A 26735-nucleotide genomic window follows, 5' to 3' on the forward strand; every position below is an offset into this window, starting at 1 on the left:
TACGGTACCCCCCTAGGGTACATGATGAACGTGAACGACGAAGGGATCACCACGATGAGCGAGCAGCTGACGAACACGTACGGCATCACGGGCATGACGTGCGGGCACTGCGTGATGAGCGTCAACGAGGAACTCGCCGCCGTGCCGGGCGTCACGGACGTGACAATCGACCTCAACGTTGGCGGTGTCTCCACCGCTCGAGTGACCAGCACCCGCGACCTGCCGCAGGAGGAAGTCTCCGCCGCTGTGGAGGAGGCCGGCTACACGTTGGTCGCATCATGACCACCACCAGCACCCCGCCGGTTGAGCTGACGATCGAGGGGATGACCTGCGCGTCGTGCGCGAACCGGATCGAGCGGAAGCTGAACAAGCTGCCCGGCGTGACCGCGAGCGTGAACTACGCCACCGAAAGCGCCTCCGTCACGCTCCCCGCGGACCTCGCTGTCGACGACGCGATCCGGACCGTTGAAGCTGCCGGGTACGGCGCGCACCTGCCCGAACCGGCCGGTGCGGACACCGACGAACTCGCGCCGCTGCGGCGACGCCTGATCGTGTCCACGGTGCTCGCCGTCCCGGTGGTGGCGCTGTCGATGATCCCGGTCCTGCAGTTCTCAGGATGGCAGTGGGCCGTCCTAGTGCTGGCACTGCCGGTCGCCGTGTGGGGTGCGTGGCCGTTCCACCGTGCCGCCGCGATCAACGCCCGGCACGGGGCCGCGACGATGGACACCCTCGTCAGCGTCGGCGTCGCCGCCGCGACCGTGTGGTCCGTCTGGGCGCTGGCGTTCGGCGGCGCCGGGCACATCGGGATGCGGATGGCGTTCTCCTGGTTCCCGCACCCCGGCGCGGCTCCGGAACCGTACTTCGAAGTCGCCGCCGCGGTGACGGTGTTCCTCCTCGCCGGCCGGTACTTCGAGGCCCGCGCGAAGGACCGCTCCGGCGCCGCCCTGCAGGCGCTCCTCGCCCTGGGTGCACCCACTGCCCGGGTGCTCCGAGACGGTGCCGAAACCGAGGTGCCGACCGCAGCACTGCAGGTCTGGGACCGGTTCGTGGTCCGTCCCGGTGAACGCATCGCCACCGACGGAACCATCACCGATGGCACGAGCGCAATCGACACCAGCGTGATGACCGGCGAAGCAGTCCCCGTCGAGGTCGGCCCCGGCGACACCGTCACCGGCGCGACCGTGAACGTCGGCGGCCGACTCATCGTCGAAGCCACCCGCGTCGGCCAGGACACGGAGCTTGCCCGCATCGGCCGGCTCGTCGTGTCCGCGCAGACCGGCAAGGCCGAGGTGCAGCGCCTCGCCGACCGGGTCTCCGCCGTGTTCGTCCCGATCGTCATGGGCCTGGCGGTGCTGACCCTCATCGGGTGGCTGCTGCTCACCGGCGACGTGCAAGCCGCGTTCACCGCCGCCGTCGCGACCCTGGTGATCGCCTGCCCCTGCGCCCTCGGGCTGGCAACACCCACCGCGCTGCTCGTCGGCACCGGACGTGGCTCCCAGCTCGGGATTCTCATCCGCGGACCCCAAGTCCTCGAGGCCACCCGCCGGATCGACACCGTCGTACTCGACAAGACCGGCACCGTCACCACCGGCAAGATGAGCGTCCACCAGGTGACCGCCGTCGCCGAGGAAACCGACACCCGAGTGCTCGCCCTCGCCGCCGCCGCGGAAGCAGGATCAGAACACCCGATCGCCCGCGCCATCACCGCAGCCGCCACCGACCACCCCACCGCGGACACGTTCCAGTCCACCGCCGGGCTCGGCGTCCAAGCCGTCGTCAACGGCACCCTCGTGCTCGTCGGCCGCCCCGCGTGGTTGACCGACCAGTGGGCCATCACCATCCCGGAAGCGGTCACGGACGCGGTCCGGACCGCGGAACAGGGCGGCGCGACCGCGGTCGTTGTCGCATGGGACGGCGCAGCCCGCGGCGTCATCAGCGTCGCGGACACCATCGCGCCGACCAGCCCAGACGCGATCCGACGCCTCCACGACATGGGGCTGCGCACGATCATGCTCACCGGCGACGCTGAAGACGTCGCCCGAACGGTCGCCGCCGAGGTCGGCATCGACAACGTCGAAGCCGAGGTGCGCCCCGAAGACAAGTACCGGACCGTCACCCGGCTGCAGCAGCAAGGCCGGTCCGTGGCGATGATCGGCGACGGCGTCAACGACGCCGCCGCTCTCGCCGCCGCGGACCTCGGGATCGCGATGGGTAGCGGCACCGACGCGGCCATGGAAGCCGCCGACATCACCCTCATCCGAGCGGACCTGAGCGCCGCCGCGGACGCGATCGCGCTCGCCCGCCGCACCCTCGGCACGATCAAGGTGAACCTGTTCTGGGCCTTCGCCTACAACGTCGCCGCCATCCCGCTCGCGATGGCCGGCCTGCTGAACCCGATGATCGCCGGCGCCGCCATGGCCCTGTCCTCGGTCTTCGTCGTCAGCAACAGCCTCCGCCTCCGCACCTTCCATACCCGATAGGAGCGACATGGACACCCATGAACACCACAGCATGACCAACCATGACAACCACCAGAACCATGGCGGCGGTCACGGGACGACGACGTGGACGATGGCCGCGCAAGCGACCCTGCACTGCCTCACCGGCTGCGCGATCGGTGAAGTTCTTGGCATGGTCATCGGCACCGCGACCGGCCTGCACAACACCGGCACGATCATCCTGTCGATCGTGCTGGCGTTCATCTTCGGCTACGCCCTCACCATGCGCGGCGTCGTCCGGTCCGGGCTGAGCTTCTCCGCCGCGTTCAAGGTCGCCCTTGCCGCCGACACGGTGTCGATCGCCGTGATGGAGATCATCGACAACACGGTCATCGTCGCGGTTCCCGGCGCCATGGACGCGCAGCTGAACGACTGGCTGTTCTGGGGCTCCCTCGCGGTCTCCCTGGTGATCGCGTTCATCGTGACCACCCCGGTGAACCGGTGGATGATCAGCCGCGGCCTCGGCCACGCCGTCGTCCACGGCCACCACTGATCGAAGCGACTGGACGTCGCGCCCGCCAAATTAGAGCAGCTTCGCTTGGTGTCGGCTTTTGAGCGGCGTTCTGTGTCGCTATGAGGCGGTCGTTTCAGTCGTCATCATCGTCTTCCACGAGTTCGCCTTCCCACGCTTCGCGTCCTTCGTGGATGGCGAAGAGAGCGATGACGAATCCTGCGACGGGGTCGAGCCAGGCTGCGCCGGTGAGGGTGTAGAGGAGGAGTCCGATGAGGGTCGCGACGCTGAGGAGGACACAGATTCGAGTTTCTGCAGCGTCGGCGAGGATGAGCGGGTCGCCGAGCTTCTTACCGACTCGGGTCTTGAGCGCGGCGAGGACTGGCATGACGATGATCGAGAGGACCAGCAGCACGATGCTGACCGGGGAGGTCTCCGGTGCTTCGTGGGTGATCAGACTGCGGATGCCATCGATCACGACGTAGGCGGCGAGGAGGAAGAACGTCACAGCGACGAACTTCAACGTGCGGCGCTCCTTACCCTCGTCCGCTTCGCCGTGACGGAGCCTGGCGGCGAGGCGGATGCCCACCAGCACGGCGACGATCGATTCGATTCCGGAGTCGATACCGAACCCGATGACGGACACGAGCCCTGCGGCGATCCCAGCCGTGATGGCAACGATTCCTTCGAGGACGTTGTATGCGACGGTGAACTGCGCGAGGCGGAGCCCTCGTCGGGTGAGCTGCTCCGTTTCGGTTTCGGTGAGCGTGCTCATTCGCCAGCCCTCGCGTCCGAGCCATAGGTGCCGCAGAGATCGACTTGGTAGCCGGTGGCCTGCAGCAGTGTCTCCGCGGACTCGAGGAGGTCCATCAACTCCGGACGGGAGAGGCTGTAGAACACTTGCCGGCCCTGCGCCCGCCCCTCCACGAGAGCGCAGTCGCGGAGGCATGCGACGTGCTCGGAGAGGGTCGATTGAGCAAGACCGAGCTCCGTGACGAGGTCGCTCACTCGAGCTTCCCCTTGGCGGAGTCGGCGCAGGATGCGCAGACGGGTCGGGTCTGCGAGAGAGTGGAACAGCGATACCGCGGCAAGATCGCCCCGCGCTTCTACGATCGGCATATGCCGATGATATCGGCGTAGCGCGGTTCGTGCGTTCAAGGTGGGCTACCGGTTCTGGGGCGGTGCTTGCTCGATCGTGCTCATAGGGATGCCACCGACGACCATGCGTTGTAGCGGGCTGCACGTGGGCGTTAGAGGAGCGTGACGTACTGGCCGATGTGTGCGCCGACCGTGTACATCAGCGATGACCACAGTCCGGTGACCATGAGGACACCGATGAGGATCAGCGTGCCACCACCGATCAGGTTCACGGTCCGTAGGTGCCGTTTGACGCGGCTGATCGCGGTGGTGGCCCAGGTCGTTCCAAGGGCGAGGAGGAGGAAGGGGATGCCGAGTCCGAGGCAGTAGGCGATGCCGAGCAGGACGCCGTTCCAGGTGCTCGCGGCTTGCAGGCTCAGCAGGTTGATCGCGGTGAGGGTCGGGCCAAGGCAGGGGGTCCATCCGAGCCCGAACACGATCCCGAGCAGGGGTGCGCCGGCGATGCCGGTGGCCGGTTTCCATCGTGGTTTGAGGGTGCGCTGCAGGATCCCGAAGCGGCCGATGAACACGAGTCCCATGATGATGACGAAGCCGCCGAGGATCTGCGTGAGCAGGTCGCGCCAGCGGATCAGCCAGAAGCCGGCGGCGCCGAATGCGGCGGCGTAGGCGACGAAGATGACGGTGAAGCCGAGGATGAACAGGAGCACGCCCAGGGTGAGCGTGCTGCGGCGGCGTTGCTCTGCGACACCGCCGATGAAGCCGAGGTACCCGGGGACGAGTGGGAGGACGCATGGTGAGAGGAAAGACACCAGCCCGGCCAGGAGTGCGACCGGCACGGCGATCAGGAGCTGTCCGCTGAGGATCGCTTCCGCGAAAGGGTTGCCGTTCACGCTGATAACTCCGTGGGCGCGGGCTCGTCCTTGTGACTGCCCGGCATCAGGAAGCGGATCGCGAATCCGGCGATCCCCAGGGTGGCGAAGATGTCGGCGACGTTGAAGATGGCGAACCAGTCGATGTTGATGAAGTCGACGACTTCGCCAGTGAGTGGCCCGGAATCGGCGCGGGTGATGCGGTCCCAGAGGTTGCCTCCGGCACCGCCGACGGCGACGCTCATCAGCCCAGTGGCGAGCATGTCGGCGCCGCGCACGGCGCGCACGACTGCCCACGTTGCTAGGCACAACGTCAGGGCGATGATGCCGAGTGCGAGCGGCGGCCCCATCTCGCTGCCGAGGCTGAAAGCGACGCCGGGGTTGAACACGAGCTGGAGGGTCGCACCCGGAGCCAGCTCAATTGTGCGCGACGGGCCGAGGCCGGACAGTGCCCACGCTTTCGTGAGCTGGTCGATGGCGAGCGCGGCCCCGGCGATCAGCAGCACCATGACCACTCGGATACCCGCTCTCACGAGAGCACGTCGATGAGTCGCACGATCACACCGGACTCGATCAGGATGTAGAGGCCTAGGCCCGTGAACACGGCGGGCACGAGCCAGTGCTCGATCTTCTCGAGGGCTTCCGTGACGGTCTTGTTCGTTCCCACGAAGCGAGCGACGAGGCACCACACCGCGACGAGCACAAGGAACACCGCAATCGTGACCACGGTGTCTGGGATCGGGGACGTCCGGAACACCGGCGTGTAGAGGGAGATGTTGTCGGCGCCGTTGGCGATGGTGATCCCCGCGACCCCGAGGACCCCGCCGGCGCGCACTGCCGAGTCGTCGTCATCGTCGTCGTCATCACCGCGTCGTCGCAGAGCACGGACCAACCCCACCAGACCAATACCCAGGGGGATGAGCCCCAGCAGTCCCACCCACTTGTCCGGAACGATGGTGAGTCCCGCGGCAGCGAGGACACTGATCGCGACGAGGGCGATGAAGCCGGCGTACTGACCGACGACGACCTTCCACCCCGGCAACGTTCCACGCGTCGATGCGAGGAACAGGACCGTCAGGACCACGACGTCATCGATGTTGGTGGCAGCAAAGAGACCCACGGCCGCCGCAATCGTGCCGATCATCGGTTCGACTCAGCACGCGGCGGCCGCAACGCGGTTGCCTTCGTGTCACAGGTAATCGCCATACGCCGATCATATCGGCGTTGACCGATGAAAACCACGTCGAAGCCCGTCCCCGCGCGTCACGAAACGTCAAGGCTCTGTTCCGCGTCAATACTGACGCAGATCGTTCACCTGCCGAGTTCGTCGCTGACGAGTGCCGAGAGCGTTCCCGGCCCCTCGATGGCGCCGAGCACTCGAGCGGCGACGCGGCCCTTCGTGTCGAGAACGATGGTGGTGGGGACAGCGTTGGGTGCCACCTCGCCGGAGAGGGCGAGCTGCATCCGCCCCTCGTTCGCGTCAATGACGGACGGGTAGCTGACGTTGAAGCGACGCTCGAAGGCTTCCGCGGTGGAGCGTTGGTCACGAACGTTGACGCCGATGAACTGCACGTCTTGGCCTTGGAACCGTTCATTGACGGTGTTGAGGTGCTTCGCTTCGGCCCGGCATGGCGGGCAGCTGGCGTACCAGAAGTTGATAACAACGACGGTGCCGGCAAGGGCGTCGGAGTTGAAACGGGTGCCATCGCTCGCGGTCACATCGAAGCTGATGGGGTCAGTTCGACCGCCGGGCGGTACTTGTGTGATGGCGCCATCGCCGGAGACGTAGTTCTGGGTCGTGCCGGACTTGTACTGTCCGGCGAGGTCGCCGTTGCTGCTATCTGAACAGCCGGCGACGGCCAACGCCGTGAGGAGCGCGGCTGCGCTGATCAGCATTCCTCGACGCCACATTGAGTGGGCGCGCTGTGTGCGTCCGAGTTGGCTCGCCATCAGCTTCCCTGCCGCTCAAGCGCGGTGGTGATGGCCTGTTCCAGATCGGAGTAGGCGGTGAGTTGCACGAGCTCACCGTCACGACCACACACCTCGCTCAGGCACGGGTGCCGCAAGATCAGCAGGCGGTTGGAGTTGGTGAATGAGTGGAGCAGCGATACCGCCGTGTCCAGTTCTTGAATCATCGGCACCAACCGATCATATCGCCAGGGCCCGATGCCGCTCGTGGCAGGGTGCCCGTCTGGCGATCGCCGCCCGGACGACGTGCTCATCCGGGCAGCGATCGCACTTCGGGTCACACCGCCCGATGCCTCATCCCGCGGCGGACCAGTCGAAGGGAGCTGGTGCAGTTGGAGTGGTACCTGCGGTAGTGATGACGATCGCGATGTCTTGGTGGTCCTGCAGCCGAATCGTTGGCAGCGGTGTCGATGTTCGCTTGCCATCGACGAACACGGTGACGCGGTCGTTACGCTCGCCATCGACGTAGCCACCCACCTGGCGGTCGTGGAGTGCGACGCCCCACTCGGTGAACAGTTGCCCAAGCATGAACGGTTCTATCTTCGCGGACTCGACGTGGAGAATGCCCGAGGTGTCGTGGGTGTGCAGGGCGGACATGCCACCGCGCTGGACATCGATGCCGATGTTCGCCGGCACTGTCACCGGTTTGCCGTCGACGCTGATGGAGAGGTGCGGGTGGATGTGGAGCGCGGTGCCCTCCATGCCCGCGACCTTGAGCCCGGCAGCCTGTGCCCGCGCCGATGGGTCGCTGGGGGCGGGCCAGGGTGGCGCCGCAGTCGTCGCCCGTTCCGGTGTCGCGCTGACGTGGTCGCCTCGAGTGATGGTGGACGCCACAAGCGCAGTCCCGACGGCAACCACGACAACCACGGCCGCGGCCAGCAGTACCCGCCGCCGACCACGGGCTCTCCGCTGGATCGAGGCACGGTCAGCGGCCTTTGTCCCGGCGCGTTCGCGTCGGTCGCTCTTGGCGGCCATCACTTACCACCCTGATCGTTCTGGGCAGAGTTGATCAACGTCGAAGACGAGACGCCGTCCGAAGCGCTGGCGATGTTGCCGATGATGAATCCCTCTGAGGGCAGGTTGACCTTGAGGGCAGCGCTGGCCGTAAGGGCGCGCGTAGTGATGGTATGCATTGATCCGTTCCCATGAGTGCGTCAGTGGTCCGGACAGGCCAGGTGGTGCCTGCCCGAGTTTCCGGGCGTGCGGAAGATCCCCCCAGGAGGAGGACTCCCGCAGGGACGAATCAGATACGGATGATCTGTAGCTCGGATAGTGAGGGCGGCTCCGAGACGGCGACGCGTCGAGCGACGCGATCAGCAAGTGCGAGCAGCGGCGCGAGGATGTACAGGATCCCGCCCGCCCGGGGTCGCAGAAGCGCCCACGCGAACAGGGCGATCGTTAACACGCATTCCATGCCCAGTAGGGAGCGCATAAGCCCACACAGCCCGCCGCCGCAACCGGTATCACTCAGCAACGCCGTCGTCGGGCTGTCCTGGGTAGCGGAGCGAACAGCATGGTCGGCAACACTGAGATGTTGCTGCGCTGTGGTGCTCATCGGCACGGCCATCGAATGCTCAGCGCTCGACGCGGTACCGGCCATGCTCTGCATCAGGACCGTGAACCCGACCAGCAGCAGCAACGCCAACACCGCCGTGGCCTGCAGGAGCAGGCGGCGGCGGGTGGTGTTCGCGGTGGTGAGCTTTTGGATCCGTACTACGGTCGGCGGGGGTGAATTCCTATCGTGCAGGAGCCGGGCTGAGAGAACAACCGCCCCACCTGGTGGGCAAGATGCCCGCCACGGGTATAAGGCCGGTGGTGAGTCCGAGGCTCCTCGGCCGTCTCTTGCGTCGGAGTGCGGATGATCCCGGGAGTGTGAATCCGAGCACCAGGGCCAAAGGATCTCCCAACCCTTCGAGCCATCGGCCACGGGTGCGTCACTGATTGCCTCGATCAGGAACACGGGCAGCTCATCCACGTTCATCGAGCTTGCACTGAAACAACGATTCAGGCGTCAGTCCGTTGACAACGATGCCTACCACCTTGATTGCGGTGGTCGGGCAGACCGCAGGCCGCACTTCGCTGCCCGTTGGTACTCCTCATTCGGGAAGGAGAGCTCTGTCTTCCACGCGTACCACAAACCTCCGATTCCGCTAAAACCGGCGATCCGCACGGTGAGCTGCCGTTCAGAACCGCCTGTCTCGTAGCTGTGGCTGGGAACGCTTTGTGGCGTGATTCCGACAATGCTGTGTGGCCTAGCTTGCCCTGTCGGCGTGGCCGGTCGGGTCAGGGCTGGCTGTGCTTGGCGTTTGCCTGGTCGTGGGTATCGGGGTGGTCACTCATCATGCGGAGCATGGGCCATGAGCCGCTGCGGGTGAAGACGACGAGCAGGAACGCCGCGACGAGCAGGAACACGATGTTGAGCCAGGTGGTGTAGTTCCAGCTGATCGAGGTCGTCACGATGGTGAGGTGCCGGTTCGTGGGGATAAGGTGCAGCGGGGTGAAGAGCAGTTCGACGGCGTAGCCGGCGAGGACCATGGCGCCGTAGAAGATCCCGGTGATGCGGAGGGCTGCTTTCCAGCCGTAGTACTTCCGGTAGATGATGATGATCGGGATGATGATCAGGTCGGCGAAGATGAAGCTGATCACACCGCCGAAGCTGATCCCACCGTTCCAGAGGACCGCTGCGAGGGGGACGTTGCCGACGGAGCAGACGAAGCTCACCATCGCCAGGATCGGTCCGATGAGCGGGTCGATCAGGAACGCGAGCGTCGGGTGTCCCTCGAGGAACAGTGCTTGCAGCCACGCCTTCGGGACCCAGGCGTCGAAGGCGCCGGCGATGAGTAGGCCGATGACGATGTCGCGGATGACGGATGCCCAGTCCATGACGAAGTACTGCGACACGCTCGTGAGCCCGGGCCTCGAGAACAGTCGCCGCCAGAAGCCCTGGTCGCCCTGCACGGACATGTCCATGGCTGCGTGGCCCTCCATCGCGCCGGCGAGGCCCTTGTCGGCCTGTTCGCGGGCGGCGTCGACGATCTTCCCGCGCATCCAGAGCCGGAACCCGAGGGCGATGAGGATGATCATCAGCGGTCCGCCGACGAACTCCGCTGCGGTGAACTGCCAGCCCATGACGAACGCGAGGATCAGGCCGAGCTCGACGACGAGGTTCGTGGAGGCGACCTCGAACGCCATGGCCGACGACAGGCTCGCGCCCTTGCGGAAGAGCGCCCGTGCGAGGGCGACGGCGGCGTAGGAGCAGGACGAGGACAGTGCGCCCAGGCCGGTTGCGACGCTGATCGCTCGGGGGGAGTCGTCGCGCATGAGCTTGGTGATCTGGTCGGTGCGGACGACGGCTTGGATGATGCCGGAGAGGGTGAAGCCGAGGATGAGGGGCCAGAGGATCTCCCACCCCATCGAGCCGGCTGCTACTAGGGCGTCACCGACTGCGTTGATCACGAACATATACACCTGCTTCTTCACGTCGCGGGCATATTCTGCCGCGACAGGGTGGTCACGAACGGGGAAGAACCGGTCACTTGGACGCGAGCATGTCCTTCATCTGCGTGATCTGCTCGGTCTGGCTCGACACGATTGACTTCGCCATCGCGACCGCGTCGGTGTTCTTGCCCTTGTCGACTTCGCTCCTGGCCATATCGACGGCGCCCTCGTGGTGCTGGACCATCTGCTGCAGGAACAGCTTCCCGGCGTCCTTCGCGGATGCCTGGTCAAGGTCGGTCATGTCGGAATCGGACATCATCCCGGACATGGAGTGCCCCGACCCAGGGTGCTCCGACTCCGTGGGCTCACCCCAGCCCTGCAGCCAGCTGGTGAGCTGAGTGATCTCCGGACCCTGCTCGGCCTTGATCTGCTTCGCCAGGGTGGCGACGTTGGGGTCAACACCGTCGCCCTTGGCGAGGAGCACGTCGCTCATCTCGACGGCCTGCTCGTGGTGCGGCAGCATCATCTGCGCGAACATCACGTCCTGGTCGTTGTGCGCCGACGCGGCCGATCTCGACGAGGCGGACGAGCCCGCGTCGGAGCTGCTGTTGTTGGTGGAGCAGCTCGCGAGGGTCAGGCCGAGGGTGAGCGAGGCGGCGATCGCGAGGATGCGCGTGGTCGTGGTGGTGTGCATGGAAGGTCCGTTCCCGTGTATGCGTCAATTGGTCCGGGCAGGCGGATGCCTCCCGGTTCTGGGCATGCGGGAGCCGCCCTGCGGCGGTGTGGTCCCGCAGGGGGAGGATCAGATGCGGATGATCTGCAGTGCCGTCAGTGACGGTGGTTTCGGTGCTGCGATGTGGCGCGGCAGCCGGTCAGCCAGCGCAAGCAGTCGCGACAGCAGCGCGAGGACGCCGCCGGTCCGTGCGCGCACTAGCGCCCATGCGAACAGGGCGATCGTCAGCGCGCACGCCATCCCCATCAGCGAGCACATCAGCGCGCACAGGCCGCTGTCACAGCCGGCGTCGGTGAGGACCGTCAGCACCGCGGCCGCGGGAGCGGCATGCTCCCCGTGGCGGTTTGCGACGGCATGGACGTGCTCGGTGGTGGCGGCGGGAGCTGCCATCGGGTGCTCGTGGCCGGCCATCGTGTGCATCAGGACCGTGAACCCGACCAGCAGCAGCAGCGCCAACGTCGCTACGGCCTGCAACAGCAGCCGGCGACGCGGGGAGGCGGTGGTGGTGAGCATCAGTCTTTCGATCAGGTCGGTGAGTGTCGGAGTGTCGAGCTGCAGCGTTGAGCACGTCACAGTGCAAGGTAGATTTAATGGCACTGTACCCCCTGGGGGTATGTGCTGTCTGTGGCGGCTGGGTGATTGATCAGCACAGGGGTATGCGTCGCGTGGCCGTACCGTTCAGAGGCCGTACCCCTTCCGCAGAAGCCGGAGGGACTTTCCTGTCGTGGTGCGTGGTGGTGGGTGCATACTGGTGGTGTCTTCGGACCCGGTAGTGGGGCTTGCCGGACCCAACCTCGACACCTGTCGACAACAGTCCCTATCTCAGCACGGCGCGCGTCAGCGTGCCCGAGATAGGGAGAAGACATGGTCGAGGCAGACTCCGCCCGCACGATCGTTGCCGGCGTACAGTCCGGGCAGGTAGAGAGCGTTGTCGGCGTTGCCACGCTGATCGCGAAGCATTTCGGTGCGTCGGTAGTGTGTGTTGCGGTGGATCCGGCGCTGCTGAACGCAGGAACTCGTCGGGACGGTTCGGAGATCATCGAACCGATCGATCCGGACACGGCGGACACCGAACCGCAGCAGCTGCCCGACCGCGACGTCGCCGTCATCCACGATCTCGCTGCAGCACGGTCGGTCCGGGTGGAGATCCTCACTCGGGTTGGAGATCCAAGCCGGGCGTTGGCGGCGGTGGCGGAGCAACGTGACGCGGTAATGATCGTCGTCGGGTCGCAGACGGGCCGACGCCGGGTTGCGGAGTTCTTGAACGGTTCCGTCGCCGCCCGCCTGACGCACCAGCAGCACCGTCCCGTCGTGGTCGTCCCACACGCTCCGGTCGGGTTCGAGAGCGCCCTGCCGTGGGATGCGTCGTGACGGGCCGGCTGGTGCTGCTGCGCCACGGGGAAAGCACCGCGAACCGGGCCGGCACCTTCACCGGCCTCCGCGACGAACCGTTGACCGTCGAGGGTGTCCAGCAAGCCGTGACCGCGGGGCGGCTCCTGCAGGCAGCAGGCATCTTGCCGGACCAGGTGCTCACGTCGACGCTGCAACGCACCGTGCACACTGCGGAACTGGTCCTCGACACCCTCGGCATCGCCATCCCGACGGAGAAGGTCTGGCAGCTCAACGAACGCAACTACGGCGCACTCACCGGGATGACCAAGACCGATGCCCGCCGAACGCTCGGCGACGACGAATACACCCGAATCCGCAGGTCCCGGAACGGCGCACCACCGGCGATGTCCCTGCAAGTGTGGACGGCGCTGCGGTCAAGTTCCGCGCTGCGCGACCTGTCAGACGCTGCCCTCCGACGCACCGAGGCCCTCTCCGATGTCATCGATCGGGTCCGACCCGTGCTGCAGGACCGACTTCTACCGATGGTGCGGTCGGGTCGGAGCGTCCTCGTCGTCGCGCACGGCAACTCGCTCCGCGCCATGTGCGCGTGCATCGACGACCTCACGGAGCCGGAACTGCACGCACTGAACCTGCCCACGGGGCAGCCGCTGCAGTATGAGCTTACGCCGACGGGTGCTCTCGTCCCGCGTGGTGGGGCGTTCCTGGATCCGGTAGCAGCGCACCACGCCGCGGCGCTGGTCGCGGCAGAAGGCGGAACATGACCACCCGAACGGACACCCCGATGCCCGATGATCAGCTCCCCTCCGACCCGGATGTGGACGTCTCCGACCCCGCAACGGCCATGCGGCCCGTGCACCTGCGGTGGCGGTACGTCGGCCTCGTCGCGGTCGGTGGCACGGTCGGCACACTCCTGCGCGACGTGATCAGTGCGCTGCTCCCAGCAGACGGCGGGGTGAGCTGGTCGATCTTCTGGATCAACATCAGCGGAGCGCTGCTGCTCGGGGTGCTCCTGGAAGCGTTGGCGCATCGCGGTCCCGACGCGGGCCGCCGCCGTGTCCTGCGTCTGCTGCTCGGCACGGGAGTGCTCGGCGGCTTCACCACCTACAGCACCCTCGCTGAGTCCACCGCCGCACTGTTCCTCACCGGCCACGGTCTCGCCGGCACCGGGTACGCGCTACTGACCGTCATAGCCGGTGCGATCGCGACCGCGGTCGGACTGGTGGTCGCCGGCTGGTTCCGCCCCCGGACGGTGTCCGCATGAACGCCGGCATCCTCCTCGCGGTCGCGGCCGGTGGCGGCGTGGGCGCTGCCGGCCGGTTCCTCCTCGACGGGCTGATCAACACCGGCCGGGAGTTCCGGCTCCCCGTCGGCACGTTGACGATCAACATCACCGGGTCGCTGCTGCTCGGGCTCATCGTCGGCGCCGCCAGTCACCTCGGCGCAGCCCCCGTGGCGGTGCTCGGCACCGGGGTGATGGGCGGCTACACCACGTTCAGTACCGCCAACTTCGAAACGGTCCGCCTCGCCCGCAGCGGCCGGATCACCGCCGCAGCCGTCAACGGTCTCGGGATGCTCGTCCTCTCGGTCGCGGCAGCCATCGCCGGCATCCTCCTTGGCGGTCTGCTGTGACCGCCACCCCACATCCTGGAACGGGCCTTCCCATGCTGTTCGACGTCACGATCGAAGTTCCCCGCGGCAGCGGCAACAAGTACGAAGTCGACCACACCACCGGCCGGATCCGGCTCGACCGGGCCGTGTTCACCAGCATGGTGTTCCCCCAGGACTACGGCTCCATCGATGACACGCTCGGCGATGACGGCGACCCCCTCGACGCGCTCGTGCTGCTGCCCCGACCGACGTTCCCGGGCGTCGTCATCACGGTCCGGCCGATCGGGATGCTCCGCATGGTCGACGAGAACGGCGGCGACGACAAGATCCTCGCCGTCCCCGCCGGCGACGACCGGTTCGAAGACCTGCAGGACATCAGCGACGTCCCGGAGCACACCCTCATCGAGATCGAGCACTTCTTCTCCCACTACAAGGAGATCGAACACGGCAAGCACGTCACCACCAACGGGTGGGCCAACCGTCCTGCTGCCGAAGCCGTCATCCGCACCGCACAGGAAGCCCACACCCGACACCCGTGATCCACGGGCCCCTTGACCGCCGCGGGGAGGCACTGGCGCTGAGTGATCGCCAGCAGGTCGTCCCCTCCGCCTCCCCGCGGCTTTCCCTTCCATCCGCACGACCACGACGCATGACCCGACCAGAAGGAGCGTCACCATGAACGACTACATCAGCGGCATCCACCACCACGGAGCCCACCAGGGCGAGTACGTCACCCACCGCGACCACCCCGTCACCATCGACGCCGTCCACGGCACCCGCATCCTCGACTCCCGCGGCTACCCGACCGTCCGCGTCCTGCTCGAACTCGACGACGGCCGCACCGTCACCGGCGACGCCCCCGCGGGCGCATCCACCGGCGCCCACGAAGCCGTCGAGCTCCGCGACGGCGGAACAGCGTTCGGTGGCCGCGACATCACCCAGGCGCTCCACCTGATCAACACCGACATCGCGGGCCTGCTCACCGGCCGGTCCTGGTCCGCGATCGGACAGGTCGACGCCGCCCTCGCCGAACTCGACGGCACCACCGGGTACCGCCGGCTCGGCGCGAACAGCGTCGTCGCAACCTCCATCGCCGCCTCCCGGGCCCTCGCACACGCCGCGGACCTCCCACTCTGGCAGTGGATCGCCGAGATCACCGGCTCGACGCCGCGGATGCCGGTCCCGCACTTCAACGTCCTCAACGGCGGCGCGCACGCAGCGAACAAGCTGGACTTCCAGGAGTTCATGATCGCCCCCGTCAACGCCTCAACGATGGCCGACGCTGTCCGCATCGGCGCGGACGTCTACCACGCCCTCGCGGGCCTGGTACGGGACCGGTTCGGTAGCCTCGGCCTCGGCGACGAGGGCGGCTTCGCACCATCGATCGCTGCACCCGAGGAAGCGCTCGACCTGCTGGTCACCGCGATCCGCGCCGCAGGCTACGAGCCGGGCGTCGACCAGGTGGCGATCGCCCTCGATCCGGCCGCGAACGAGTTCTCCCTCGGAGACGGCTCGTACCGGATGCTCGACGACAGCCTCGACCGGGACGGGCTGGTCGACTACTACCGGCAGCTCATCGACACGTACCCGATCCGCAGCATCGAAGACGGGTTCGCTGAGGACGACCATGAGGGGTTCCGCCGCATGCAAGCGGCGCTCGGTGACCGGATCCAGACCGTCGGCGACGACCTCTACGTCACCGACCCCCAGCGCATCCGCGACGGCGGCGAGCAACACCTGACGAACGCGGCACTGATCAAGCCGAACCAGATCGGTACGGTCTCCCAGACCCTCGGTGCGATCGCCACCGCCACCAGCATCGGGATGGCCAGCATGGTCTCCCACCGTTCCGGGGAGACCACGGACACGTTCATCGCCGACCTCGTCGTCGGAACCGGTACTGGGCAGATCAAGTCGGGCGCACCCGCCCGCGGGGAACGGGTCGCAAAGTACAACCGGCTCACCGAAATCGCCGAGCAGCACCCGGGACTGCCCTACGGCTTGATCGGGCAGCGGTGAGCGACAATGCAGCGCATCGTGAAATGGTCTCCAGTGGAGACGCATCAGTACGGGTGGGACCGAAGCGCACCAGCAGATGACTGGATGGCATCCGATGTTGACGCGCACCATGTGGAGTGGTTCGACGTAGACGTGAACCATCTTGTGCAGGTCCCGGCGCTGCAGCAGGCGCTCACGCGCGATGGTCAGATCGGTACGATCCGGGAGATGACGCACGAGATGCGTGATGGGCAACGCATCTTCATCTTTCTCGTCGACTTTGGCAGACAGGGCGGTGACCAATAGTCGGCATGCTCCCGGCGATCCGGCGGACCGAATCAACGATGCTCAGGCGGGCGGTCCTGCCCGAGGGCAAGGGGACGCGCGCCTTGGCCGGACACACCTTCTTTTCTTCCCGATCTGGGTACGCCTGCAACCTGAGCGCGTGGCGGCCGCCGGTGGAAGGAGCGAGTTGATCAATTCCGATGAAGCCGTCCGCACTCTCGTCGGCGTGGTCACTCTCGTCGGTGTTACGGCGGCGGTGTTGCTGGCAGTGCGCGCACCCTCACCGTGGGCTCCAGCATTCGCAGTTGGGCGGGGGGTGTTGCAGTTGGCTGCGATCAGCGTGCTGCTGACAGGGATCATCCGCTCGCCGGCGCTGATCACCATCGCGCTCTTGGTGATGTTCACGGTCGCGGCCATTACCTCAGCTCGACGGCTCGGCACGCTCCGCGCTCGCATTGTCCCAGTCGCGACGTGCATGGCTGCAGGAATCATGGTCGCCGGCGTACTCGTCTTCGGAACCGGGGCCATCGCGCTCACCCCGCGATACGTTCTCGCGATCGGAGGCATCGTGATCGGGAACACAATGACGATCTCGACCTTATCCGGAAGGCGATTCGTCGAACTCGTCGATGACCGATGGGACGAAGTCGAAGGGTGGCTCGCCCTTGGAGCGCAGCCACGGCAGGCCACCGTCGACCAGGTCCGCCGAGCGATCGGCGCAGCATTGGTGCCAACAGTGGACCAGACGAAAACGACCGGGCTGGTCACGCTTCCCGGAGCGTTCGTCGGCGCGGTCTTCGGTGGGGTTTCGCCCATCGAGGCCGGACGATTCCAGATCGTCGTCCTCGCCGTCATCATCGGCGCTGGCAGCATCGTGGCCACCGCACTCACCGCCTGGCTCGCTCCCGTTGCAACCCGCCCCACGCGACCACGCTGACACCCGGAAATCCCGCGCGGCACCGGCAGCCGGCACAGAGGAAACTCAGTCCGCCGCCGCCCCTTCCTCCCGACGCAGGTTCGCTCGAGTGAACCCCGGCCCGGTTCCGCCGAGCTGACACCACGACACGGACCAGTGCACCGTGCCGACCAGTGCACCGTGCCGATGATGCTCGGTGGCATGGAAGTCGCCCGCTGCGCGTCGCAACCGCCGCCGCACACAACACGCCGTTGTGTGGTCACAACCGAATCTCCGTTGCCGACCGCCCGAGCGGCGAGGAAGATCGGCAGGAACGCTTCCACGAACAGGAGAGCCATGCTGATGCGCCCCAATCAACGTTCGGGTGGACCGCTCAACGGAACGGCTCGCAGCCGGTGTTACGTCGCGACGGATGCATTCGACATGCACGACCAGGCAGTCGCCGACGTCGTCACCGAAGCTGAGCAGGTGGTGCAGTCACATGCCACGACCCGGGTGCGTCACCGCCAGCCTGCTAGCGCTGCTGGGCTCATGCCAGCCCCAGTGCGTGCCTGATCGCTGCCGTCCTATTCGTGTGACCCCAGCGAGCCGGCAGAATTCGCCCAACCAGTCTCTGCACTGCATGTCGAAAGGCAGCTCATGACCGCCACAACCCCGCGCACCACCGACACCGGGGTGCCCGTGTTCGATGCGCCCCGGACCGGCGCAAAAGGAAACATCATTGTCCGGTGGATCACCTCCACCGACCACAAAGTCATCGGCTACCTATACATGATGACCTCATTCATGTTCTTCCTCCTCGCCGGCGTCATGGCCCTCGTGATCCGCGCGCAACTGTTCGAACCGGGCCTCCAAATCGTGGCGACAAAGGAGCAGTACAACCAACTGTTCACCATGCACGGCACGATCATGCTGCTGCTGTTCGCGACACCGTTGTTCTCGGGTTTTGCGAACGCGATCATGCCGCTGCACCTCGGCGCGCCGGATGTCGCGTTTCCCCGACTGAACGCCTTTTCGTACTGGATCTACCTGTTCGGCGGCCTCATCACTGTGGGCGGTTTCCTGACTCCGCAGGGTGCAGCATCGTTCGGGTGGACCGCGTACGCGCCACTGTCGGACACGACCTTCACGCCAGGCCTCGGTGGCACCCTGTGGGTGTTCGGGCTCATCCTCGTCGGATTCGCATCAATCCTCGGGTCGGTCAACTTCATCACCACCATCATCTGCATGCGTGCCCCCGGCATGACGATGTTCCGCATGTCGATCTTCTCCTGGACCGTCCTGGTAACTGCGCTGCTGGTACTGATCGCGTTCCCGGTATTGGCCGCTGCCCTCTTCGGCCTCGGCCTCGACCGTGTCTTCGACGCGCAGATCTTCAATCCCGCCAACGGTGGAGCGCTGCTGTGGCAGCACATGTTCTGGTTCTTCGGGCACCCCGAGGTGTACATCATCGCGTTGCCGTTCTTCGGCATCATCTCCGAGATCATGCCCGTGTTCAGCCGAAAGCCGATTTTCGGCTACAAGACACTGATTTACGCCACCATCTCTATCGGAGCCTTGTCGGTGACCGTGTGGGCACACCACATGTACGTCACCGGCAGCGTCCTGCTGCCGTTCTTCTCACTGATGACGATGCTGATCGCAGTCCCGACCGGGGTGAAGATCTTCAACTGGATCGGCACCATGTGGCGCGGCTCGGTGACATTCGAAACACCGATGCTCTGGGCTGTCGGGTTTCTCATTACCTTCACCTTTGGTGGCCTTACCGGCGTGATCCTGTCGTCTCCGCCGTTGGACTTCCACCTCTCCGACAGCTACTTCGTCGTCGCCCACTTCCACTACGTCGTGTTCGGCACCGTCGTGTTTGCAATGTTCGGCGGTTTCTACTTCTGGTGGCCGAAGTGGACCGGGAAGATGCTCAACGAACGGCTCGGCAAGATCCACTTCTGGTTACTGTTCCTCGGGTTCCACACCACGTTCCTCGTGCAGCACTGGCTCGGCGTGATCGGCATGCCCCGCCGTTACGCGACCTACTTGCCGCAGGACGGGTTCACCTGGCTGAACCAGGTCTCCACGATCGGGTCGATACTGCTCGGGATCTCATTCCTGCCATTCCTGTTCAATATCTACATCACGGCTCGGAAGGCACCCAAGGTGCAGGTCAATGACCCATGGGGGTACGGTCGCTCCCTCGAGTGGGCAACCCAGTGTCCGGTACCGCGACACAACTTCACCTCGATCCCCAGGATCCGGTCGGAGTCCCCGGCGTTCGACCTGAATCACCCTGAGGCTGGCATCCCGATCGGGCGCGGCCCATTCACAGATGCTCCGGATGGCCCCGTGGTGCATGGCAATTCTGTCAAGCAGGTTGGCGACGAGAACGGGCAGACGTTCTGATGCAACGGACGAGTCGGTCTCGCAGACGATTCAGTGCCAACGACGCGGAACGTGATCGGAGCGTGTCGCGGATGTCGATGAGCATGCGGGAAGCTGCGCAGATCTCGGCCAATGCCCGCAACGGACTGTTGGACCTGTCCGATCCGACGATCCGCCGTCTGGTCGGCGATGCGCACCAGATCACCGTCCGGGCGAGCGTGTGGGGCGACGCACCAGATGGGCAACCCCGCCGGCAGAAGCGGCTGCTGCTCACCGGCGTCTCCCTCGTCGTCTTGATCGCTGCCGCAGCACTGTTCGTTCCGCTGCTGCATGCCGTTTGATCCGTCCCCGACACCCGCCGCCACATAAGGGAGCACCAATGACCCCCCACACCATCGCCAGCGTGTACCGCGACGTGGTGCATCAGTGGAGCACGCAGTACGCCGGCCGGCGATCGATCATCGCGGTCGATGGTGATTCCGTCGACGCCGTGCACGCGGTTGCGACGGCGCTCGGTGACGCGGTCACTGCAGCTGGCTACGCCGTGCAACACGAGACGATCACTTCGGTCATCACCGCGATGGGAGCACGAGCGGATGTGGCGATTCCCTTCCGCAGCGACCCGGTAGGAGCGGACGTGCTCATCGTGACCGGATGGGGACTGTTGCAAGTGCCCGCTCGAGGGCTCTGGGACTGGACGATCTGGGCCAGTACCGGCATTGTCCGCGCGCCCATCCGTGATGTCGGAGCCGCGCAGGCGTTCACGCAACGAGACGAACCGCGATCCGCAGCGAACGCCATCATCGACGTTTCCAACCCCAACACACCATTCCGTGAATGGAACGACGCGTGCGCAATATGACAACCCCGCGAAGCCGTGGCCGCCAGCTCCGGTTCGCCAGCAGACGACTACACCGGGTGGGTTGCGGTGTGCAGGAACGCCGCGGTCGCGGCTGATGGCGGCGTCGACCAGATCGCGGTAAACCGCCGAAGCGGTGATGGGCCATCGACCGGGACCCGCACGAGGACCCCAGCGTCGACATCCGCACGTACCGAACGGACACTCATCACCGCCGGCGCCACGCCTGAGCGAACGTTCGCGCGAATCACCGCGGTGGTATCAAGCTGCGCCGCCGGTTCCACCATCGTCAACCCCTGGTCACGCAACCACCCTTCCACGACAGCGCGCGTGCCCGATCCCTGCTCGCGCACCAGCAGCGGTGTCGCGGCGACATCCGCCGCCGTCACAGACGCCGCTGACGCCCATGGATGCTCTGCCGCAACGACCACCGTGAGCTCATCGTCCGCAACCGGCATCGCATGAAGATCCACCGGCGTGTGTGGCCCCTCAACGAACCCGATGTCAGCGGCGCCGGTGCGGACGTACCCGATCACGTCGGTGCTGTTCCCCGCCAACATGCGCACACTGATCTCCGGCGCCGCACGACGGGAGCGCAACAACCACTCCGGCAACATCAACTCCGCGATCGTTTGCGACGCGGCAACCGTGATCGTGCCCGATGGCAGCCGCAGTGCATGCACACCTGCCTCCAATCGTGCTGCCGCATCCAACACCGGTGCGGCAAGCTCCATCACCGTCGCCCCAGCATCGGTGAGCCACGAACCCGACGAGGAACGCACCACCAGCTGCACCCCGACCATCCGCTCCGCCGCCGCAATCCGCGCTGACACCGCCTGTTGAGTGATGCCCAACTGGCTCGCAGCCATCGACAACGAGCCCGACTCCGAGACACGCTGCAGCACGTCCAACGTGTCGAGATCCAGCTTCCGGTCCGTCACACGACGTTTCACAAACCATGATTGTGCCACCCCGAAACAGTTCGTGGTTCCACCCCGCCCGAGGTCGGGGTCAGACTGCCTGCATGACCACCCAGACCGCACCGGCACCCAGCACGACCAAGCGGCACGGTGCCCCAAAGCGGCGCACGGTGTTCCGAGAGCTCGATCGGCCAGGGCATATCGTGTCGAACCTGACTCCGAACTGGTTCGCATCCATCATGGGCACCGGCATCGTCGCCGTCGCCGCTGCATCACTCCCGCTGCAGTTCCCAGGGCTGCGCACCGGCGCGACGGTGGTGTGGGCAATCGCTGCGATCCTGCTCATCGCCCTCACCATCGCGACGGTCCTGCATTGGGTGCGCTACCGGGACACCGCGGCGAAGCACCACCTGCACCCGGTCATCTCGCACTTCTACGGCGCCCCGCCAATGGCGTTTCTCACCGTCGGTGCAGGCACGATCCTGCTCGGCAAGGACTGGATCGGCCTCCCCGCCGCCGTCACCATCGACTGGGTCCTCTGGACCATCGGCACCATCGGAGGACTGCTCACGGCAGTGCTCGTGCCGTACCTGGCGTTCACCCGCCACGAGAACAAACCCGACTCCGCGTTCGGCGGTTGGCTGATGCCGATCGTCCCGCCGATGGTGTCCGCCTCCACCGGAGCGCTCCTCCTGTCCTACGCCCCCGCCGGACAGGCACGGGAGACGCTGCTGTGGGCCTGCTACGGCTTCTTCGGCCTCAGCCTCATCACGTCCCTGGTCGTGATCACCCTGATCTGGAACCGTCTCGCGCAGCACAAGGTCGGCGCCGCCGGCATGGTCCCGACTCTGTGGATCGTCCTCGGGCCGGTCGGGCAGTCGATCACCGCCGTGAACCTCCTCGCCTCGAACGCCCCCACCGTTGTCGATGCGAGTACCGCGCATGCCCTGCTGGTCGTGGCGCTGGTGTACGGGTTCGCGATGCTCGGCTTCGCGCTGCTGTGGACCGTCATCGCCCTCGCCATCACCATCCGCACCGCGAAGCAGCACCTCCCGTTCAGCCTGACCTGGTGGTCGTTCACGTTCCCCGTCGGCACCTGCGTCACCGGCCTGAACGGCCTGGCCCTGCACTCCGGACTCACCGTCGTCGCTGGCCTCGCCGTCCTGTACTACGCCGGCCTCGTCGCCGCGTGGATCACTGTTGCCGTCCGCACCTTCCACGGCTCCGTCATCCGCGGCACCCTCCTCGCGCCCCCGAAGCCAGCTTGATGCGGCGATCACCACGTGATGCTGCCGCCGCTGTGCGCGACACCGGTCGGACGTTCGCACCGGCGGATGTTCGGTCGCTGAACGGGTTGGCGGAGATGTGGCGGCTCGCACCGGATGGGACCAGGCGATTCGTGCCGGGCTTCGACGCTCACTCCGGTGGGGTCGAATCCCAGGTCCTGGTGCTGATGGAATCGCCCGGTCCCGCCACGATCGCGGTCGGCGCGGGTGCGATCTGCAGCGAGGACAATCCCGGCCCGACAGTGGCTGCGTTCAGGCGCGCGCGTGCGGAATCTGGGCTGCCGCGTACGGCGTACCTGCGGTGGAATATCGTGCCGTGGGAACTCGCGAGAAGACCCACGCGAGCAGATCTGGTGGAAAGCATCCCCGCGCTGTCGACGCTCCTTGCCTCGCTTCCGCAACTGGCCGCGATCGTCACCTTCGGAGCCACGGCGCTGGACGGCGTCATGCGGTACCTCACCATGACAGACGCCCCGACTGTGCTACCGGTGATCGCCGCGCCACACCCCTCACCGGCCAACGGTCGGCACCGGGCCGAACAACACCTCCGCGCCGTGAATGCGTTACGGGTCGGATGGGCAATTGCGCAAAGGAGCAGCAGACCGTTATGACCTCCCGCACAACGCCGACGCAAGAGCCCGACAACATCCCCGAAGAGCAACAAGCTGAGCTGCTGTCCTTGATGCTCCGAGTGCGGCGGTTCGAGGAACGCGCCGCCCGCGCCTACACGCAAGCCCTGATCGGTGGATACTGCCACCTGAATCTCGGCGAGGAGGCTGCGGTCGCCGGGATCACGACCGCGATGCAGCCGATGGATTACCTGTTCACCAACTACCGGGAGCACGGGTACGCGATCGGCCGCGGAATCGACCCGAACCGGGTGATGGCGGAGTTGTACGGCCGCGTCGACGGGGTTTCCAGTGGTTGGGGCGGCTCCATGCACATGTTCGACCTCACCGCGAGGCTCCTCGGCGGCTATGGGATCGTCGGCGGGCAAATCCCGCTCGCCACCGGGGCAGCCCTCGCGATCGACTACCGCGGCGGCGACGAGGTCGTGGTGTGCACGCTCGGAGACGGGACGACGAACATCGGCGCGTTCCACGAGTCGTTGAACCTCGCCGCGCTGTGGCATCTGCCGATCGTGTACGTCATCATCAACAACCAGCTCGGGATGGGCACGACCGTCGAACACGCCTCCGCGGAACCGAAACTGTACAAGCGCGCTGCCTCCTACCGGATGGCCGCCGAACGCGCCGACGGGCTGCACCCGGTCACCGTGCAGCAAGCGATGACCCGCGCACTCGCGTCAGCGCGTCGAAATGAGCCGTTCCTGCTGGAACTCACCACCGAACGCTTGAAAGGCCATTCGGTGGTGGACCCGGCGAAGTACCGCACCGACAGCGAAACGGAAGCGCTCCGCGAGCACGACCCGGTCGCCGCCTACCGGGCGGCGCTGATCGCCGCAGAGATCATCGACGACGATGCCGCCGCCGCCATGGACGCCGCCGCCATCGCTGCAGCCACCGCGGCAGCGGACTACGCCGCGAACAGCGCCCACCCGGACCCCAGCACCCTGTTCGACTACACCTACGCCACACCGGTCCCGAACGACACGCGCCGGCTCCCTGCACAGCCGCTGTTCCCACCGCCCACTGACACGAACTATCCCGCCACGACAAGTCAGGAGCAGACCCGATGACTGTGATGAGCTACCGGGACGCGCTCCGGATGACGCTCCGCGAGGAACTCCTCGCGGACGAGAACGTGCTCCTGCTCGGCGAAGAGATCGGGATATTCGAAGGGTCGTACAAAATCACTCAGGGGCTGCTCGAGGAGTTCGGGCCACGCCGTGTCCGCGACACCCCAATCGCGGAAGAAGGGTTCACCGGTGCCGCGATCGGTGCCGCGATGCTCGGACTGCGACCGGTGGTGGAGATCATGACCATCAACTTCTCCCTCCTCGCACTCGATCAGATCGTCAACCACGCCGCGAAGATCTACGGCATGTTCGGCGGGCAGAGCCGCGTACCGCTAGTGATCCGCACACCAGGTGGCGGCGGTCAACAGCTCGGTGCAACGCACTCGCAGAACGTGGAGCTGTACTACGCGTTCGTACCCGGTATGAAAGTCGTCGCACCGTCCACCCCAGCGGACGCACGTACGCTCCTGCGTGCGTCGATCCGGGACGACGACCCGGTGCTGTTCCTCGAGAACCTCGCCCTCTACAACATCAAGGACGACGTACCCGATGACGTCGACGACGTCGAAATTGGTCGCGCCGCTGTCAGCCGCGTCGGGTCTGACGTCACGCTCATCGGCTACTCACGCACCGCGCACCTGGCGCGGCAAGCAGCAACACGGCTCGCCGAGGACGGCATCGACGCCGAAGTCATCGACCTGCGAAGCCTCCGCCCACTCGATCGCGAGACCGTGATCCGTTCCGTGCGGAAGACCCACGCCGCGGTCGTCCTTGAAGACGACTGGCTCACTTACGGCATCGGCGCGGAGCTTGCCGCGTCGATCTCCGACGGCGCCTTCGACGACCTCGACGCACCAGTCCGCCGCGTCGCGATGGCCGAAGTTCCCCTGCCATACGCCAAGCCCCTCGAAACGGTGGCCCTTCCCGCGCTCGAGGACGCGATTACCGCCGTCCACGAAACCCTCCACGCGGTCGGCTGGCGCGCCTCCGACCGGAACGGAACGTCCCGATGATCCAGATCACCATGCCGCGGCTGTCGGACACGATGGAAGAAGGCGCCATCTCCGCCTGGCACAAGCACCCCGGCGACATCGTCGAAGTCGGCGACATCCTCGTCGAGATCGAAACCGACAAAGCCACCATGGAATACGAAGCCTACGACGCTGGCACCTTGACGGAGATCCTCGTTCCCGAAGGAGAGAACGTTGCGATAGGGACTCCCATCGCGACGCTCGACGACGGTTCCGGCCCCGCGCTCAGCCCGGCGGATGGCCAACGCGCGGACTCGCCCGCCGATGAGCACACATCGCCGACCACTCCAACGTTCGTCCCCGCTCCCGCGTTCGACACATCATCCGAGCACGACCACCCCGCACGCACATCGGAAGATCCCCCCGTGGAGCCGCAACAGCGTGAACGCTCCGAAGGCATACCCGCGCCGGCAGAGCACATCGCGTTCGCGTCCCCACTGGCACGCAAACTCGCTCGCGAACACCACGTCGACATCGCCACCGTTCACGGATCGGGCCCCGGCGGCCGCCTTGTCAGGGCTGATGTCGAAGCCATCATCGACGCGGACCAGAGTGCTGCAGCTTTAGAGCACGATGTCCCGTCGACGGCAACGCTCCCCGTGCCTGGCAGCGCCTCCACACACCATCAGCAAGACACCGACGCGGACGTGACGACGCCGATGACCGGGACGCGGAAGGTGATCGCTCGCCGACTCACCGAGAGCGCCCGCACCATCCCGCACTTCACCGTCACCGCCGTCGCCGACGCTGACGCCCTCATTGATCTGCGCACCATGGTGAACGCATCACGGATCAGACAAGACACCGCGAAAGTCAGCCTCAACGACTTCATCGTCAAGGCCGCAGCCCTCGCCCTGGCCGCGCACCCGGCCATCAACGTCTCCTACCAAGACGACCCGGATCCTGCGATCACGCAGCACACTGCAGTGAACATCGGGATCGCGATGGCCGCGCCGGCCGGCCTCGTTGTCCCGGTCATGACACATGCCGACACCAGAAGCGTCAGCAGCATCAGCGCCGCCAGCCGATCCTTCAGCGCCCGTGCGGCGGATCGGAAACTGCAACCCGCCGACATGACCGGCGGCACGTTCACCGTCAGTAACCTCGGCATGTTCGGCGCGGAGTCCTTCACCGCCATCATCAACCCGCCCGAAAGCGCAATCCTCGCCGTTGGAGCAGCGACGGCGGACGCTGCCGTACACGACGGCAACCTCGTCGTCCGCCACAGGATCCGCCTCACGCTCTCCGCAGACCATCGCGTCATCGACGGCGCCCTCGCCGCTCAATACCTACAGACGCTCACCAGCCTCCTTGAAGACCCGATCTCACTCTTACTATGACGCCACGGA

General features: G+C 66.2%; 33 protein-coding genes. 19 read left to right on the forward strand and 14 right to left on the reverse strand.

Annotation, left to right across the window (positions count from 1 at the left end; all coding sequences use genetic code 11):
• Positions 1-24 precede the first annotated feature (24 nt).
• From EDF40_RS16090 to EDF40_RS16100, 3 genes are read left to right on the forward strand one after another with little or no spacing between them, the layout of a single operon-like run.
• Positions 25-282 (forward strand): heavy-metal-associated domain-containing protein, encoded by a 258-nt coding sequence (locus tag EDF40_RS16090; RefSeq protein ID WP_260213519.1) that lies wholly within the window; start codon positions 25-27, stop codon positions 280-282.
• A complete protein-coding gene (locus EDF40_RS16095; protein ID WP_056120631.1) occupies positions 279-2480 on the forward strand; it encodes a cation-translocating P-type ATPase in 2202 nt (733 codons plus the stop codon). The genes EDF40_RS16090 and EDF40_RS16095 overlap by 4 nt, the downstream gene beginning before the upstream one ends.
• 31 nt (positions 2481-2511) lie before the next feature.
• Positions 2512-2991, forward strand: coding sequence for a DUF4396 domain-containing protein (locus tag EDF40_RS16100; RefSeq protein ID WP_200938397.1), 480 nt, complete (start codon positions 2512-2514; stop codon positions 2989-2991).
• A gap of 94 nt (positions 2992-3085) precedes the next feature.
• Here the strand turns inward: EDF40_RS16100 and EDF40_RS16105 are convergent, their stop codons facing one another.
• The 13 genes from EDF40_RS16105 to EDF40_RS16160 form a co-directional block, all read right to left on the reverse strand.
• Positions 3086-3724: a cation diffusion facilitator family transporter gene (locus tag EDF40_RS16105; protein WP_056120626.1), complete on the reverse strand. Its 639-nt coding sequence runs from the start codon at positions 3722-3724 to the stop codon at positions 3086-3088.
• The gene (locus EDF40_RS16110) at positions 3721-4068 is read right to left on the reverse strand and encodes a helix-turn-helix transcriptional regulator (RefSeq protein ID WP_056120623.1); all 348 of its coding nucleotides are present in this window, start codon (positions 4066-4068) and stop codon (positions 3721-3723) included. Before EDF40_RS16110 ends, EDF40_RS16105 begins: the two co-directional genes overlap by 4 nt.
• Before the next feature lie 131 nt (positions 4069-4199).
• Complete coding sequence (locus EDF40_RS16115; RefSeq protein ID WP_099051938.1) at positions 4200-4937, reverse strand: cytochrome c biogenesis CcdA family protein; 738 nt, start codon at positions 4935-4937, stop codon at positions 4200-4202.
• Positions 4934-5425 carry a signal peptidase II gene (locus EDF40_RS16120; protein WP_148053888.1) on the reverse strand — a complete coding sequence of 164 codons (492 nt, stop codon included), beginning with the start codon at positions 5423-5425 and terminating at the stop codon, positions 4934-4936. The genes EDF40_RS16115 and EDF40_RS16120 overlap by 4 nt, the downstream gene beginning before the upstream one ends.
• Before the next feature lie 20 nt (positions 5426-5445).
• Entirely contained in the window at positions 5446-6060 is a 615-nt protein-coding gene (locus tag EDF40_RS16125) for a cadmium resistance transporter (protein WP_123340871.1), read from the reverse strand.
• Positions 6061-6227: 167 nt separating this feature from the next.
• Entirely contained in the window at positions 6228-6812 is a 585-nt protein-coding gene (locus EDF40_RS16130; RefSeq protein WP_246328687.1) for a TlpA disulfide reductase family protein, read from the reverse strand.
• A gap of 53 nt (positions 6813-6865) precedes the next feature.
• Positions 6866-7057: a hypothetical protein gene (locus tag EDF40_RS16135; RefSeq protein WP_123340873.1), complete on the reverse strand. Its 192-nt coding sequence runs from the start codon at positions 7055-7057 to the stop codon at positions 6866-6868.
• Between the two features lie 121 nt (positions 7058-7178).
• Entirely contained in the window at positions 7179-7859 is a 681-nt protein-coding gene (locus EDF40_RS18955; RefSeq protein ID WP_148053889.1) for a PepSY domain-containing protein, read from the reverse strand.
• Positions 7859-8017: a hypothetical protein gene (locus EDF40_RS19320; protein WP_175349931.1), complete on the reverse strand. Its 159-nt coding sequence runs from the start codon at positions 8015-8017 to the stop codon at positions 7859-7861. Before EDF40_RS19320 ends, EDF40_RS18955 begins: the two co-directional genes overlap by 1 nt.
• A gap of 110 nt (positions 8018-8127) precedes the next feature.
• A complete protein-coding gene (locus tag EDF40_RS16145) occupies positions 8128-8532 on the reverse strand; it encodes a hypothetical protein (protein WP_123340875.1) in 405 nt (134 codons plus the stop codon).
• A 635-nt stretch (positions 8533-9167) separates the two neighbouring features.
• Positions 9168-10364: a permease gene (locus EDF40_RS16150; protein WP_200849224.1), complete on the reverse strand. Its 1197-nt coding sequence runs from the start codon at positions 10362-10364 to the stop codon at positions 9168-9170.
• A gap of 52 nt (positions 10365-10416) precedes the next feature.
• Positions 10417-11016: a DUF305 domain-containing protein gene (locus EDF40_RS16155; protein WP_123293723.1), complete on the reverse strand. Its 600-nt coding sequence runs from the start codon at positions 11014-11016 to the stop codon at positions 10417-10419.
• 108 nt (positions 11017-11124) lie between these two features.
• The gene (locus EDF40_RS16160; protein WP_123340876.1) at positions 11125-11568 is read right to left on the reverse strand and encodes a hypothetical protein; all 444 of its coding nucleotides are present in this window, start codon (positions 11566-11568) and stop codon (positions 11125-11127) included.
• A 351-nt stretch (positions 11569-11919) separates the two neighbouring features.
• Here EDF40_RS16160 and EDF40_RS16165 point away from each other — a divergent pair, with 351 nt between their 5' ends.
• The 11 genes from EDF40_RS16165 (at position 11920) to EDF40_RS16210 (ending at position 20453) form a co-directional block, all read left to right on the forward strand.
• Entirely contained in the window at positions 11920-12426 is a 507-nt protein-coding gene (locus EDF40_RS16165; protein WP_123293725.1) for a universal stress protein, read from the forward strand.
• Entirely contained in the window at positions 12423-13169 is a 747-nt protein-coding gene (locus tag EDF40_RS16170; protein ID WP_123293726.1) for a 2,3-diphosphoglycerate-dependent phosphoglycerate mutase, read from the forward strand. The genes EDF40_RS16165 and EDF40_RS16170 overlap by 4 nt, the downstream gene beginning before the upstream one ends.
• Positions 13166-13669 carry a CrcB family protein gene (locus tag EDF40_RS16175; RefSeq protein WP_235035968.1) on the forward strand — a complete coding sequence of 168 codons (504 nt, stop codon included), beginning with the start codon at positions 13166-13168 and terminating at the stop codon, positions 13667-13669. Before EDF40_RS16170 ends, EDF40_RS16175 begins: the two co-directional genes overlap by 4 nt.
• Positions 13666-14037 (forward strand): CrcB family protein, encoded by a 372-nt coding sequence (locus EDF40_RS16180; protein ID WP_123293727.1) that lies wholly within the window; start codon positions 13666-13668, stop codon positions 14035-14037. Before EDF40_RS16175 ends, EDF40_RS16180 begins: the two co-directional genes overlap by 4 nt.
• 32 nt (positions 14038-14069) lie before the next feature.
• Positions 14070-14555 (forward strand): inorganic diphosphatase, encoded by a 486-nt coding sequence (locus EDF40_RS16185; RefSeq protein ID WP_123293728.1) that lies wholly within the window; start codon positions 14070-14072, stop codon positions 14553-14555.
• Between the two features lie 136 nt (positions 14556-14691).
• On the forward strand, positions 14692-16035 hold the full coding sequence (gene eno, locus EDF40_RS16190) for a phosphopyruvate hydratase (protein WP_123340877.1): 1344 nt from the start codon (positions 14692-14694) through the stop codon (positions 16033-16035).
• A gap of 6 nt (positions 16036-16041) precedes the next feature.
• Positions 16042-16320, forward strand: coding sequence for a hypothetical protein (locus tag EDF40_RS18960; RefSeq protein ID WP_131845087.1), 279 nt, complete (start codon positions 16042-16044; stop codon positions 16318-16320).
• Entirely contained in the window at positions 16262-17236 is a 975-nt protein-coding gene (locus tag EDF40_RS16195) for an ABC transporter permease (RefSeq protein WP_123293730.1), read from the forward strand. The genes EDF40_RS18960 and EDF40_RS16195 overlap by 59 nt, the downstream gene beginning before the upstream one ends.
• Before the next feature lie 618 nt (positions 17237-17854).
• Positions 17855-19612, forward strand: coding sequence for a cytochrome c oxidase subunit I (gene ctaD, locus EDF40_RS16200; RefSeq protein ID WP_123293731.1), 1758 nt, complete (start codon positions 17855-17857; stop codon positions 19610-19612).
• A gap of 71 nt (positions 19613-19683) precedes the next feature.
• Complete coding sequence (locus EDF40_RS16205) at positions 19684-19932, forward strand: hypothetical protein (protein WP_123293732.1); 249 nt, start codon at positions 19684-19686, stop codon at positions 19930-19932.
• Positions 19933-19970: 38 nt separating this feature from the next.
• Entirely contained in the window at positions 19971-20453 is a 483-nt protein-coding gene (locus EDF40_RS16210) for a hypothetical protein (protein WP_123293733.1), read from the forward strand.
• Between the two features lie 47 nt (positions 20454-20500).
• On the opposite strand, the gene EDF40_RS16215 is transcribed toward EDF40_RS16210, so the two are convergent.
• The gene (locus EDF40_RS16215; RefSeq protein ID WP_235035966.1) at positions 20501-21421 is read right to left on the reverse strand and encodes a LysR family transcriptional regulator; all 921 of its coding nucleotides are present in this window, start codon (positions 21419-21421) and stop codon (positions 20501-20503) included.
• A 152-nt stretch (positions 21422-21573) separates the two neighbouring features.
• Here EDF40_RS16215 and EDF40_RS16220 point away from each other — a divergent pair, with 152 nt between their 5' ends.
• From EDF40_RS16220 to EDF40_RS16240, 5 genes are read left to right on the forward strand one after another with little or no spacing between them, the layout of a single operon-like run.
• Positions 21574-22638 (forward strand): TDT family transporter, encoded by a 1065-nt coding sequence (locus tag EDF40_RS16220; protein ID WP_235035965.1) that lies wholly within the window; start codon positions 21574-21576, stop codon positions 22636-22638.
• 32 nt (positions 22639-22670) lie between these two features.
• A complete protein-coding gene (locus EDF40_RS16225) occupies positions 22671-23267 on the forward strand; it encodes a uracil-DNA glycosylase family protein (RefSeq protein WP_159573342.1) in 597 nt (198 codons plus the stop codon).
• Positions 23264-24355, forward strand: coding sequence for a thiamine pyrophosphate-dependent enzyme (locus EDF40_RS16230; RefSeq protein WP_200849223.1), 1092 nt, complete (start codon positions 23264-23266; stop codon positions 24353-24355). Before EDF40_RS16225 ends, EDF40_RS16230 begins: the two co-directional genes overlap by 4 nt.
• Positions 24352-25368, forward strand: a complete 1017-nt coding sequence (locus EDF40_RS16235; RefSeq protein WP_123293737.1) for an alpha-ketoacid dehydrogenase subunit beta — start codon at positions 24352-24354, stop codon at positions 25366-25368. Before EDF40_RS16230 ends, EDF40_RS16235 begins: the two co-directional genes overlap by 4 nt.
• Entirely contained in the window at positions 25365-26726 is a 1362-nt protein-coding gene (locus EDF40_RS16240; protein ID WP_123293738.1) for a dihydrolipoamide acetyltransferase family protein, read from the forward strand. Before EDF40_RS16235 ends, EDF40_RS16240 begins: the two co-directional genes overlap by 4 nt.
• The last annotated feature ends 9 nt before the right edge of the window (positions 26727-26735 follow it).

It is taken from the genome of Curtobacterium sp. PhB170 (assembly GCF_003752345.1).
Classification (GTDB): Bacteria; Actinomycetota; Actinomycetes; order Actinomycetales; family Microbacteriaceae; genus Curtobacterium.